General features: G+C 71.2%; 11 protein-coding genes. 8 read left to right on the forward strand and 3 right to left on the reverse strand.

Annotation, left to right across the window (positions count from 1 at the left end; all coding sequences use genetic code 11):
• The first annotated feature begins 204 nt into the window (after nt 1-204).
• Genes DEJ31_RS16665 through DEJ31_RS16680 form a run of 4 tightly spaced genes read left to right on the forward strand, consistent with a single transcriptional unit; the run spans nt 205 to nt 3,044 of the window.
• Nucleotides 205-993: an alpha/beta fold hydrolase gene (locus DEJ31_RS16665; protein ID WP_111122443.1), complete on the forward strand. Its 789-nt coding sequence runs from the start codon at nt 205-207 to the stop codon at nt 991-993.
• On the forward strand, nt 990-1,694 hold the full coding sequence (locus tag DEJ31_RS16670) for a triacylglycerol lipase (RefSeq protein WP_258366353.1): 705 nt from the start codon (nt 990-992) through the stop codon (nt 1,692-1,694). Before DEJ31_RS16665 ends, DEJ31_RS16670 begins: the two co-directional genes overlap by 4 nt.
• 52 nt (nt 1,695-1,746) lie before the next feature.
• Nucleotides 1,747-2,376, forward strand: coding sequence for an SRPBCC family protein (locus DEJ31_RS16675; RefSeq protein ID WP_258366354.1), 630 nt, complete (start codon nt 1,747-1,749; stop codon nt 2,374-2,376).
• On the forward strand, nt 2,373-3,044 hold the full coding sequence (locus DEJ31_RS16680; protein ID WP_111122444.1) for a DUF4166 domain-containing protein: 672 nt from the start codon (nt 2,373-2,375) through the stop codon (nt 3,042-3,044). The genes DEJ31_RS16675 and DEJ31_RS16680 overlap by 4 nt, the downstream gene beginning before the upstream one ends.
• A 157-nt stretch (nt 3,045-3,201) precedes the next feature.
• Here the strand turns inward: DEJ31_RS16680 and DEJ31_RS16685 are convergent, their stop codons facing one another.
• The 3 genes from DEJ31_RS16685 to DEJ31_RS16695 form a co-directional block, all read right to left on the reverse strand.
• A complete protein-coding gene (locus tag DEJ31_RS16685; protein ID WP_111122448.1) occupies nt 3,202-4,209 on the reverse strand; it encodes a LacI family DNA-binding transcriptional regulator in 1,008 nt (335 codons plus the stop codon).
• Between the two features lie 138 nt (nt 4,210-4,347).
• Nucleotides 4,348-5,601, reverse strand: a complete 1,254-nt coding sequence (locus DEJ31_RS16690) for an endo-1,4-beta-xylanase (RefSeq protein WP_111122445.1) — start codon at nt 5,599-5,601, stop codon at nt 4,348-4,350.
• A gap of 349 nt (nt 5,602-5,950) precedes the next feature.
• Complete coding sequence (locus tag DEJ31_RS16695; RefSeq protein WP_258366355.1) at nt 5,951-6,985, reverse strand: LacI family DNA-binding transcriptional regulator; 1,035 nt, start codon at nt 6,983-6,985, stop codon at nt 5,951-5,953.
• Between the two features lie 177 nt (nt 6,986-7,162).
• Between DEJ31_RS16695 and DEJ31_RS16700 the strand changes: the two genes are divergently transcribed.
• From DEJ31_RS16700 to DEJ31_RS16715, 4 genes are read left to right on the forward strand one after another with little or no spacing between them, the layout of a single operon-like run.
• On the forward strand, nt 7,163-8,470 hold the full coding sequence (locus DEJ31_RS16700) for an ABC transporter substrate-binding protein (RefSeq protein WP_111122446.1): 1,308 nt from the start codon (nt 7,163-7,165) through the stop codon (nt 8,468-8,470).
• A gap of 2 nt (nt 8,471-8,472) precedes the next feature.
• Nucleotides 8,473-9,504, forward strand: a complete 1,032-nt coding sequence (locus DEJ31_RS16705; RefSeq protein ID WP_111043988.1) for a carbohydrate ABC transporter permease — start codon at nt 8,473-8,475, stop codon at nt 9,502-9,504.
• Nucleotides 9,504-10,385, forward strand: coding sequence for a carbohydrate ABC transporter permease (locus tag DEJ31_RS16710; protein WP_110904899.1), 882 nt, complete (start codon nt 9,504-9,506; stop codon nt 10,383-10,385). Before DEJ31_RS16705 ends, DEJ31_RS16710 begins: the two co-directional genes overlap by 1 nt.
• Nucleotides 10,382-12,838: a glycoside hydrolase family 3 N-terminal domain-containing protein gene (locus DEJ31_RS16715; RefSeq protein ID WP_220034885.1), complete on the forward strand. Its 2,457-nt coding sequence runs from the start codon at nt 10,382-10,384 to the stop codon at nt 12,836-12,838. Before DEJ31_RS16710 ends, DEJ31_RS16715 begins: the two co-directional genes overlap by 4 nt.
• Nucleotides 12,839-12,958: the final 120 nt, after the last annotated feature.

Here is a 12,958-nt window from a genome sequence, read left to right on the forward strand (position 1 = left end):
TGTGTATAAGAGACAGGCCCGCGGTCGGGCCGGTGGGGGCGGGTGCCGGGGCAGCCGACCAGTCGTCGGGGCGCCGTCCGGAGGGGTTCGTGTCGGTCATGGGAGCAGTGCACCGCGTCGACCTTGCAGGAGTCGAAGACGGTGCTGACTCCCCGCTGCGGATCGTTCACAGGCAGCGGGTGGTGAGCCGCCTAGTCTCAGGGGATGCGCGCTCTCGTCGAGACCGTCCGGATCGACGGACACCCCGTGCGCTTGCGCACCCTCGCCCCGGCAGGACGCGTCCGGGACGCCCTCGCTCCGACCATCGTCATGGTGCACGGCATCGGCATGTCCCACCGGTCGTTCCTCCGGGTGCAGACACTGCTCTCGCAGACGCACCGGACCGTCTCGGTCGACCTGCCCGGGTTCGGTGGACTGACCCGTGCCGGGCGCAGGTTCCAGGTGGACGAGTACGCCGACCTCGTCGTCCGCGCGGTCACCGCTCGTGGCATCAGCGACCTGGTCGTGATGGGGCAGTCGATGGGCACGCAGATCGCCGTCGCCGCCGCGCTCCGCCACCCCGACGTCGTCAACTCCGTGGTCCTGGTCGGGCCGGTCGTCGACGACCGGCGGCGCTCGCTGCCGCGTCTGGGTGCGCAGCTCCTGCTCGACTGCGCGATCGAGGGCCTCCGGATGAACGTCATCGTCTTCGGGGACTACGTCCAGAGCATCCCGCAGTACGCCCGGGAACTCCTGCCCATGCGGGACTTCCGGATGCTCGACAGCGTCCGGGCCCTGACCGTGCCGGTGCTCGTGATCCGCGGCGAGCAGGACCCCATCGCCAAGCACGACTGGGTGGAACGGCTCGTGGCCGCCGCGGACGCGGGCGCGCTCGTCGAGCTCCCCGGGCCGCACCACGTGCAGGAACACCAGCCCGTCGCCGTCGCCCGTCTCGTCGACGAGTTCCGTCGCGTCCAGACCCTGGAGGCGACCCGGGACGGCGTCCCGCTGTGACCGGCGCGACCGCCGGGACGAGCCCGGTCCGGGTCGGACTGGTGCGTCGTGCGCGATGGGCGCTCCTCGACTGGGTGTACGCCGTGGTGTGGCAGGTCAGGAGTCTCGGGCCCACGACCGCCGACGACTACCGCTCCGGCGACCGGCAGGCCGTGATCGTGATCCCCGGCGTCTACGAGACGTGGCACTTCATGCGCCCCCTGATGGACGTGCTCCACGACCGCGGCCACCCGGTGCACGTGCTCACCGTCCTCCGGCACAACCTCAAGCCGGTGCCCGTCTCGGCGGAGGAGGTGATGGCCTACCTCGACGAGCACGACCTGCACCGGGTGCTCGTCCTCGCGCACAGCAAGGGCGGCCTGATCGGCAAGTACGCCATGACCCGACTGGACCCGCACGGCCGCATCGACCGGATGGTGGCGGTGTCGACGCCGTTCGCCGGGTCGAAGTACGCCGTCCTGGCACCCGTCCGACACCTCCGGGTGTTCCGCGCCGCCGACCCGGTGCTCGCGGGCCTGGCGCGGGAGCTCGACGCGAACACCCGGATCACCTCGGTCTACGCGGTCTTCGACACGCTCATCCCCGGCGGCAGTGAGCTCGCCGGGGCGGAGAACGTGCGGCTGGACCTCGGCGGCCACTTCCGGATCCTCGCCGACCGGCGCACCGCGGCCGCCGTGCTGCGGGCGGCGGACGGCGACTGACGGCGTCGCTGCCGCTGGTGATGGCACTCGGGCCGGCACTACGCTCAGCCCCGTGGCCAGCCGGAGCATCTACGTCGAGACGCTGATCGACGCCGACGTCGACGCGGTGTGGGCCGCCACGCAGGACACCCGGCAGCACGTCCGCTGGGACGTCCGGTTCTCGGAGATCGTGCCAGAGCCGGCCGACACGGACGGAGCCGCTCGCTTCACCTACGTCCGACGCTCGGCCCTCCACGACGTGCACGGCACTGGCATCTCCATCGGCGAGCGACTGCGTGACGACGGCACGCGCACCTCGGCGCTGCGCTTCGCCACCGACGACCGACTCTCCCCGATCCGCACAGGGCGGGGCTACTGGCGGTACGTGCCGACCGATGACGGCCGGACGCGGTTCATCACCGGGTACGACTACGACTCCGGGTGGGGACCGCTCGACCTCGTCGTCCGACCGCTCCTCGGGTGGGCGACCGCGTGGAGTTTCGACCGGCTCCGCGTCTGGCTCGAGGGCGGGGACGAACCGGAGGCCTGGCCGCTCACCAGCGTCCTGGCGGTGTGGCGCCGGGACCGGCCACGGGCCTCCCGGACGCGCCGCGCACCGGTCGGCGGAACCCGTCGCGCCGACCACCTGCGGGACGCCCCGGCGACCCTGGCGACGCTTGCCCGACCCGGAGGAACGTCATGACCTCGGTGTTCCAGGAGGCGCTCGGCGCCGATTTCGACCGGCTCCACCCGATGATGCAGCGACGGTTCGGTGTCGGACTCGACGCCGCTGAGGCCTGCGTCGGCCACGGCACCATGCAGTCGATCCGCCGAGGTCCGTGGTGGACGGTGCCGTTCCTGCAGATCGGCCGGCTCCGGAACATCCTGGTGCCCGACGTCGGGAACGACGTCCCGTTCACCATCGAGAACTACCCCTACCGCGACGTCCTCGGCCGTGAGACCGTCACGTTCGTCCGGACCTACACCGTGCGGTCCGGGCGCACGGCACGGTTCGACGCGACGATGGTGCTCGTCGACGGTCGGGTGCTCGACTACCTCGGCTCGCACCAACACCTGGCGGTCGACCTCGACCTGGCCGTCGACGAGCGTGGTGGGCTGGTCCTGACCTCCGATGCGCAACGGTTCCACGAGGGGCCGTTCTCGTTCCGGTTCCCGATGCTGTTCAGCGGCCGGGCGACCCTGCACGAGTGGTGGTCGGACGAGGACCGGTCGTTCCACGTCGACCTCGAGGTGCACAACCGGCTGTTCGGGTTCCTCTTCGGGTACCGCGGGTCGTTCATCTGCGAGTGGGTGCCGGCGACGGACGCTCCCGAGCGGTTGAAGCCGCGGCGGACCGAGGCGCGGACGTAGGCGCCCGCCGCGTTCCGCCGAGGTGCCGCGACTCGCTGCCCGCGTCCGCGGCGGTGCCGCGACTCGCCGCCCGCGTTCCGCCGAGGTGCCGCGTCTCGCCGGGCAGCACTCCGCCGCGCCACCTGCCGTCCGGGCGTCGGCTGCCGCGACCGCGCCTTCACCGCGTCGCGACGCTCGCGCGCTCGACGATCCGGTGCGGCACGACGACGGTCCGGACCGGTGCCTCCCGGTCCTCGATCCGTCGTTCGAGCAGGTCGAGCGCCGCGCCCGCGAACGCCCGCCGGTCGAACGACACCGTCGTCAGCGCGGGGACCGCGAACGCGGCCTGGTCGACGTCGTCGAACCCGACGACGCTCACCTGCTCCGGCACCCGGACGCCCCGGCTCGCCAGGACGTGCAGCACCCCGAACGCGATCGAGTCCGTGAACGCGAACACCGCGTCGGGCAGCGGGTTCCGGTCCAGCCACTCGCCGAACGTCCGTGCCGCGGTCGGCGTCGTCCACTCCGGCAGCGGGACACGGAGCGTCGGGTCGACGGGGACACGCCGTGCGGCCAGCGCGTCCTCGTGCCCGAGCTGCCGCGTCCGTGCCGTGGCGGTGACGACGTCACCCCGCTCGGCACCGACGATCGCGATCCGCCGGTGTCCGCGGTCGAGGAGCATCGTCGTGACCTCGCGCGCAGCCGCCCGGCTGTCGACGTGCACCTGGTCGACGTGCTCCGGTTCGACCTCGCCGATTACGACGGTCGGCGGCAGGCCGTCGGTGTTCGCGAGGGTGCTGGCGTCGAGCGACACCGGGTTGAGGACGAGCCCGTCGACCAGGTGCGCTCGCGCCCGCGAGACCAGGTCGCGTTCCCGCTCCGGGTCGGTCGCGGTCTGTTCGAGCTGCACGACCAGGCCGCGGTCGTGCGCCAGGACCACGAACCACCGTGCGAGGTCGGCCGAGTACGCACTCGCGAGCTCCGGCAGCGTCACGGCGATCGCCCCGGTCCGGCCGTTCCGCAGGCCTCGAGCGGACAGGTTCGGCACGTAGCCGAGTTCGATGACCGCGGCTTCGACCCGGGCACGGGTCTCCGGGCGCACGACGACCCCGCCGTTGACGACGTTGGAGACGGTCTTGGGGGACACCCCGGCGAGGGCGGCCACGTCCCGCACGGTGGCGCGCATGACAGCACCGTAGCGCGCGGGGCGCATGCGATCGGCGGGTCGTCGCTGGTCCGAGCCGGCCGCGTGTCGGACGGGAGGCGCGTCCCGACCGGTCACGCGCCTCCCGTCCGACGGCGGTCGCGCCCGCACGGCGGGACGTCAGTCCGTCGTCAGCCGGAGTTCTGTCGGCGTGTCCCGACCGATCGTGAGTGTCGCCTCCGCGCTGCCGGCACGGACCGCGTAGTCGCCACGGAACCCGCGGAACGTCGCCCGTCCGGAGTCGTCGGTGCGGAGGGTCGTCGGCCCGGTCCACCACTCGTCCTTCACCAGCCGACGGAGTGTGTCGTAGGCGGGCTTCGGCGTGCCGTCCGCCCGCACGAGCCCGATCGGCGCGTTGAGCCAGGCGCCGTGGTCGGTGATGCCCCAGTAGGTGATCGCCTCGACGGCGGGGTGCCCGACCAGACTGCGGTAGTGCCGTTCGAGTTCGTCGGCCTGACGTGCTTCCCCCTCGGGCGTCGACGGCCACGAGTCCACCCGGTGGTCGTTGAGGTCGACGATGTGCGCCGGCATCAGGTCGCCGGACACGAGGGAGGTCTCGGTCAGGTGCAGCGGCAGAGCGTACCGGGCGAAGCGATCGACCATCGCGAGCATGGTGTCCTCGCCCCAGTACCCCTGGTGCATGTGGGTCTGCAGCCCGATGGCGTCGATGCGGATGCCGGCCTCGAGGACGCCCTCGATCAGGCACTCGTACGCGTCCGACAGGTCGAATTCGTTGAGCAGCAGTGTGACGGCGGGGTTGGTGGCGCGGGCCTCGTCGACGGCCATCCGGATCATCGCGAGCCGGCCGCGGGCCAGGGCGAGGGGGGTGATGCCGTTGTCGCCGTTCGCGAAGTGCGGCATGATCACGACCTCGTTGATCGCGTCCCAGGTGTCGACCAGGCCGGTGAAGTCGCGCACCTCGCGGCGGATCCGCTCCCGCTGGAGACGCTCGACCTCGTCCGTGTCCAACCCGAGCAACCAGTCCGGCTGCACGGTGTGCCAAACCAGCGGGTGTCCCTTCGTCGCCACACCGCGGTCTCGGAACCAAGCGGCGGTCCGCTGCAGTCGCTCGGTGTCGGGGCGGCCGCGCTCCGGCTCGAAGCGGCCCCAGTAGAAGGGCAGCGTCGCGGTGTTGAACACGTCGAGCCAGAGGTCGGCGAGTTCGGGCGTACCGGGGTCGTCGTCCGGGTCGTGTTCGTCGGGCGCGTCACCGTTCGCGAGGCCGACGAAGTCGAACCCGATGTTGCCGAACCCGAACGCGTGGCGCTGCTGTTCCACGACGACCTCGGTTCCCGCCCGGGGTGTGCCGTCCGCGTCGAGCACGGTGACGAGGGCCTCGCCGGTCCGGTGTGCTGTGTCCTGGTGCGTCGCCATCGACGGCCTCCCGTATTTGTTGTGAGCGGGAACTTATCAGGTCCCGCGGTCGCGCGCGAGGGTGGCTGCGTGGCCGGGTGCGCGAGACCGGGTGGCCGAGTGCGCGAGACGCCCCCGTCTGCGCGAGACGCCGCGGAGTTCGGCGGCGTCTCCGACGGTTGGCGGCGGCGTCTCGCGCAGACGCCGGAGTCGCGCGGGGCGGACGGGAGGGGCGGGGCGGGCTGGCACTGTGCCTCCCGTCCGACGCCTCCGAGTGGGCGAGACGCCGCCGAGTTGCCGAGACGCCGCGGAGTTCGGCGGCGTCTCGAACGAGTCGCGGCGTCTCGCGGAGACGCCGGCGTCTCGCGCCTCAGGAACCGGGTGGGGGCGCAGCCGTGCTCGCCCGGACCACGAGCGACGCCGGCAGCTGCACGTGCGCCGGGACGTCGCGGCCGCCGAGGAGCTCGAGCAGCATCCGGAGCGCCTCGGCGCCGAGGTCGTGCAGCGGCTGCGCGACCGTGGTCAGCGGGGGAGTGGCGTTCGCGGCCTGGGGGACGTCGTCGAAGCCCACGACGGACAGGTCCTGCGGCACCCGGAGCCCGAGTTCCCCGGCGACCTGCAGCACCCCGATCGCCGAGCTGTCGTTCGCTGCGAAGACCGCGGTCGGCCGGTCGTGGCGTGCGAGCAGTCCGCGGGCGACCTCGGCGGTGGCAGCGGTCTGGTAGTCGCCGACCCGCACCAGGTCGGGGTCGAAGGGGATGCCCGCGGCCTCGAGCGACTGGCGGTACCCGATCTCGCGGAGTTCGGCCGACGCCAGGTCGGCACGCCCGCGGATGTGGGCGATCCGGCGGTGACCCAACGCGATGAGGTGCTCCGTGGCGGCCCGGGCGCCGCCGACGTTGTCCGAGTCGATCGCGGCGTGGCCCTCGGGCCCGGTGTGCGGGTCGATCGAGACGACGGGGATGGGGGTGCTCGCCATCAGGGTCGTGGGGGTGACGACGATCGCACCGTCGATCAGTGTGCCGGCCAGGCGGGACAGGGACCGGCGCTCCCAGCCCGGTCGCGCCTCTCCGCTGACGAGTCCGGCGTAGGCGAGGAGCTCGTACCCGGTGCCGTCGGCAGCGGACGAGATGCCCTTGAGCAACTCGGTGGAGAACGGCTCGAACTCGGTGACCAGGATGCCGATCACGTCGGTACGGCTGCGGCGCAGGCTGCGTGCGACCAGGGAACTCTCGTACCCGAGGGACTCGATCACGGCCATCACCCGCTGCGACGTGGCGGCGGCGACACCATCGCGGCCGTTGATCACCTTCGACACGGTCGGGACGGAGACACCGGCGGCTCGCGCGACATCGCTGATGGTGGTCCGCCCCGGGAGGGGAGCAGGACGGGCGATGGCATCCACGACGACACCGTACTCGTCCCCGGGCCCCGTTCCGTCCCGATGAACCAACTTCGTGCCGCGTGGCGCACCGGACAGAAATCGTTATCGAAATCGATTGACAACCCGATCGAGCCCCGGGCATGCTCTCCGTGCGGCCTCGCGGTCGCATGTCAACGACGACTACCGAGGGACTCCACAATGACGAGGAAGAACAGGTTCGCGGCGGCCATCGCCATCGCAGCCGGCACCGCACTGCTCGCCACGGGCTGCTCGAGCGGCGGAGCCGCAGACGACGGCAACGGCAACGGCAACGGCAAGGTCACGATGACCTTCTGGCACAACTCCACCACCGGGCCGGGCAAGGCCTACTGGGCGGACACGGTCAAGGCGTTCGAGGCGAAGAACCCGAACGTCACGATCAAGATCCAGGCCATCCAGAACGAGGACCTGGACGGCAAGCTCCAGACCGCGCTCAACTCCGGCGACGGCCCCGACGTGTTCCTGCAGCGCGGTGGCGGCAAGCTCAACGCGATGATCAACGCCGGGCAGCTGCTCGACATCAAGGACTCGATCAGTGCGGACGCCAAGAAGTCCATCAGCGCCGGCACCTTCTCGGGCTACGACGCGAAGGACGGCACCTACGCCATGCCCGTCGCCGTGCTGCCCGAGGGCATCTGGTACTCGAAGGACCTGTTCGAGAAGGCCGGCATCGACGGCACGCCCACCACGATGGACGAGCTGAACGACGACATCGCCAAGCTCAAGGACTCCGGGGTCGACCCGGTCGCCGTCGGCGCGAAGGACGCCTGGCCGGCCGCGCACTGGTACTACAACTTCGCGCTCCGCGCCTGCAGCGAGAAGACCCTGACCGGCGCTGCGGAGTCGCTGAAGTTCGACAACGCCTGCTGGACCAAGGCCGGCAAGGACCTCGAGGCCTTCAACGACACCAAGCCGTTCAACAAGGGCTTCCTCACCACCGCCGCACAGCAGGGCGCCGGCAGCTCCGCCGGTCTCCTCGCCAACCACAAGGCGGCCATGGAACTCATGGGCGCGTGGGACCCGGGTGTGATCTCCTCGCTGACCCCGGACGCCAAGCCGCTGCCGGACCTCGGCTGGTTCCCGTTCCCCGCGGTCGAGGGTGGCAAGGGTGACCCGAAGTCGATGATGGGCGGCGTCGACGGCTACTCCTGCACCGCGCAGGCCCCGAAGAAGGCGTGCACCGACTTCCTCAACTTCATCGTGGAGAAGGACAACCAGGAGGGCTACTACAAGGCCTTCCAGGCGATCCCCGTCAACCAGGACGCCCAGTCCGTCGTGTCGGAGTCGTACCTGAAGTCCGCTCTCGCCGCGTACAAGGACGCCCCGTTCGTGTCGCAGTACCTCGACACCCTCTACGGCCAGAACGTCGGCAACGCGCTGAACACCAGCGTCGTCGACGTCCTCGCCGACAAGGGCACCGCCAAGGACATCGTCACCACCACCAACCAGGCTGCGGCCAAGGGCTGACCATGACCCTCGACACCTCGCTCGGCACGAACCCGACCACCGGGTCGGACCGCGCCTCGGGGTCAACGACGGCGGGGAGCGGTGCGTCCAGCGCACCGCGCCCCGCCGGGCGTCGGCCCGCCAAGCGGCTCGCGGACTGGCGGAAGCGCGCCGAGATCGCCGTCCTCGCCGGACCCGCCGTCATCGTCTTCGTCACGTTCGTGATCCTGCCCGTCGGCATGGCCGCGTACTACGGGTTCTTCAAGTGGCAGGGCTACGGCCCGCCCACCGACTTCGTCGGGCTGCAGAACTACGTCATCATCTTCCAGGACCAGGCCTTCCGGTCGGTCCTCATGCACAACGGCTTCATCGTCGTCCTGTCGCTGGTGCTGCAGGGCCCGATCGCGATCGTGCTCGCGCTGCTCCTCAACCAGAAGATGCACGGCCGCGGACTCATCCGCGTCCTGGTCTTCGTGCCGTACGTGATCTCCGAGGTCATCGTCGGCACCGGGTGGAGCCTGCTGCTGCAGTCGAACGGCGCTGTCAACGACATGCTCCAGTCCATCGGACTCGGCGGTCTGCGTGCCGACTGGCTGTCCAACCCGGACATCGCGATCTGGACGCTGCTGCTGATCATCTCGTGGAAGTACATCGGCTTCGCGGTGATCCTGTTCCTCGCCGGTCTGCAGAGCATCCCCGAGGAGCTCTTCGAGGCCGCCGCGATCGACGGTGCCGGCTACTGGCAGATCCAGCGGCGCATCACGCTGCCGCTGCTCGGCCCGACCATCCGCATCTGGGCGTTCCTGTCGATCATCGGGTCGCTGCAGCTGTTCGACCTCGTCTACATCATCTGGGGGCAGTACATCGCCTCCACCGCAGGTACCTCGACCATGGCGACCTACATGGTGGGCAACGGCCGCAACTCCGGGAACTACGGCTTCGGCAGCGCCGTCGCCGTCGTGATGTTCGTCATCTCCCTGGCCGTCGCGCTCATCTACCAACGATTCGTGCTCCGCCGGGACACCGCGGGCGCGATCACCGAAGGGAAGAAGTGATGGCCACCACGAGCATCGTCGCCCCCGGGCGTCGTGCGACACGGGAGCGCCGGTCGAGCGCGGCCATCGGTCGCGCCAACCCGCTCACCTACGTCGTGGCGATCCTGTTCGTCGCCGCGAACCTCGCCCCGGTGCTGTACATCGTGCTGGGCGGCTTCCGGACGAACTCGCAGATCACCACCAGCCCCGCCGGCTTGCCGGCCCCGTTCGAGCTCGGCAACTACGGCTCGGTCCTCGGCAGTTCGATCTTCTGGCAGGAGCTCGGCAACTCGGCGATCAGTGCGATCGCGACGACCGTCGGTGTCGTCGTGCTCGGTCTGATGGTCAGCTACATCCTGGCCCGCTACCGGTTCGCGGGCCGCGGCGCCCTGTACGCCCTGTTCGCCGCAGGCCTGATGTTCCCGATCACCGTCGCGATCACGCCGCTGTACCTGCTCATCAAGGACCTCGGTCTGACGAACAGCCTGGCCGGCGTGATCCTGCCGCAGATCGCCTTCGCCCTGCCCACGACGGTCATCATCCTGGTGCCGTTCCTCCGGGCCATCCCCGACGAGCTCGAGGAGGCAGCGTCCATCGACGGTGCCAGCCGCCTCGGGTTCTTCTTCCGGATGATCGTGCCGCTGTCCCTGCCGGGCGTCGTCACCGTCGGGATCCTGGCGTTCATCGCCAGCTGGAACAGCTACATCCTGCCGCTGTTCATCCTCAACAACGAGGGCAGCTACACGCTGCCGCTCGGCGTGCAGGCGTTCTCGTCGCAGTACTCCGTCGACACCGCCAAGGTGCTCGCCTTCACGTCGATGTCGATGATCCCCGCGCTGATCTTCTTCACGATCTTCCAGCGCCGGATCGTCGGCGGCCTCACCGGGGCGGTCAAGGGATGACGATCACCAACGAACCGAGGCAGGCAGTGGACACCGTCCGCACCGACCTGTCGGACCCGGCCCCGAACCTCCCGGCCGTCCCCGAGGTGAGCGACCGCGTCCGCGACCTGCTCGCCCGGATGACGCTCGAGGAGAAGGCGGCGCAGATCGTCGGCTACTGGCTCGACCAGAACGGCGTCGTGGCACCCATGCAGGGCGAGATGGCGGCCGGACAGGACGCCCAGGCGACCCTGCCGGAGGTGACCCGCGACGGTATCGGGCACTACACCCGCGTCTACGGCACCCGCCCGGTCGACGCCGAGGAGCGGGCCGCCTGGCTCTGGCAGGAGCAGCGTCGCCTCAAGCGGGAGACCCGACTGGGCATCCCCGCGCTCGTGCACGAGGAGTGCCTCACCGGACTGGCCGCCTGGAAGGCCGCGACCTTCCCGACCCCGCTCGCGTGGGGCGCCTCGTTCGACCCGGAGCTCGTCGAACAGGTCGGCCGCGCGATCGGCGACTCGATGCGTGAGCTCGGGATCCACCAGGGGCTCGCGCCGGTGCTCGACGTCGTCCGCGACCCCCGTTGGGGCCGGGTCGACGAGTGCATCGGTGAAGACCCGTACCTGGTCGGCAGCGTCGGCACCGCCTACGTGCGGGGTCTGCAGGACGCCGGCGTGCACGCCACGCTGAAGCACTTCCTCGGCTACTCGGCGTCCCGCGCCGGACGCAACCACGCGCCCGTCTCCGCCGGGCCGCGTGAGATCCGGGACGTGTTCCTGCCGCCGTTCGAGATGGCGCTGCTCGACGGCAACGCCCGCTCGGTCATGAACTCCTACACCGAGACCGACGGCGTCCCGATGGCCGCCAGCCCCGAGTACCTGACCGGCGTGCTCCGCGAGCAGCTCGGGTTCGACGGCGTCGTCGTCGCCGACTACTTCGCGATCGCGTTCCTCGAGGTGATGCACGCCGTCGCCGCCGACCGCGGCGAGGCCGCTGCACTCGCGCTCGAGGCCGGCATCGACGTCGAACTGCCCACCGGGGACGCGTACCTGCGCCCCCTGGTGGAGCGGGTGCGCTCGGGGCAGCTGGACGAGGCGTACGTCGACCGGGCCGTCCTCCGGGCGCTCGCGCAGAAGGAGGCCCTGGGTCTGCTCGACCCCGACGCGTACGAGGACGAACCGCCCACCGGCGTCGACCTCGACTCGCCCCGACATCAGGCGCTCGCCCGTCGCCTCGCGGAGGAGTCGATCGTGCTGCTCGGCAACGACGGCGTCCTGCCGGTCCGACGGACCCCCGGCACCGTCGCGGTCATCGGTCCGAACGCGGATCGCGCCGAGGCGTTGCAGGGCTGCTACTCGTTCGCGAACCACGTCTTGGCCGCCCACCCCGGGCTGCCGCTCGGGTTCTCGATCCCGACGGTCGCCGAGGCACTGACCGAGGCGTTCGCCGGAGCATCGGTCCGGGTCGTCGAGGGCTGCGCGGTCGAGGGGGAGGACCGGACCGGCATCGCCGCTGCCGTCTCCGCCGCCACCGACGCCGAGCTCGCCGTCGTCGTCGTCGGGGACCAGGCCGGCCTGTTCGGCCGCGGCACCGTCGGCGAGGGCAACGACTCCGAGTCGCTCGACCTGCCCGGCGTGCAGCGCGAACTGGTGGAGGCCGTGGTCGCCACCGGCACACCCGTCGTCCTGGTGCTCCTCACCGGCCGTCCGTACGCCATCAGCTGGGCGCTCGACGGCGAAGGCCCGCGGCCGGCTGCCGTCCTGCAGGCGTTCTTCCCGGGCGAGGGCGGCGGACTCGCGATCGCCGACGTCGTCACCGGTGCAGTGAACCCCTCGGGTCGGCTGCCCGTGTCACTGCCGCGGTCCGCGGGCGCGCAGCCGTACTCGTACCTGCACCCGGCGCTCGGGGGCCCCTCGGACGTCACGGCCACCGACTCCACCCCGGTCCGGCCGTTCGGGTTCGGTCTGTCGTACGCGTCGTTCGGGTACTCGGACCTGGTCGTCGACGACTCCGTGCAGGCCGGTTCGGCCTTCACCGCGGGCGTCACCGTCACGAACACCGGGACGGTCGCCGGCGCCCACGTGGTGCAGCTGTTCGGGCACGACGTCGCCGGATCGGTCACCCGACCCGTCGTGCAGTTGCTCGGGTACGCCCGCGTCGAACTCGACGCAGGGGAGTCCGTGCGGCTCGCCTTCACCGTCCCCACCACCCGCCTGGCCTTCAGCGACCGGCGGATGGTCCGGATCGTGGAACCCGGCGACGTGGAGGTCTGGGTCGGCTCGCACGCGGCCGCCTCGGCCTCGGTCGCGGACGCCGACACCGCGACCGGCGGCGTGATCGTCAACGAGCGCGCCACCGCGGTCCGGGTCCTGCCGGGTACCGCGACGCCGCGCGCGGTCCTCGCGGTCGAGGGACCCGTGCACGAGGTCACCACACGGGACGCGCGACTCGTCACGTGGGAGGTCGTCGGCTGACGGGGAACCGGCCGATGACGCCGCCGCGGGGGAGCGCAGCGCCGTCGGACGGGAGGCCCGTGACCAGCTGGTCACGGGCCTCCCGTCCGTCGTGTGGCCGGGCTGGCCGCGGGGCGGGCG

The organism is Curtobacterium sp. MCPF17_031, assembly GCF_003234035.1.
In the GTDB taxonomy this organism is placed as follows: domain Bacteria; phylum Actinomycetota; class Actinomycetes; order Actinomycetales; family Microbacteriaceae; genus Curtobacterium.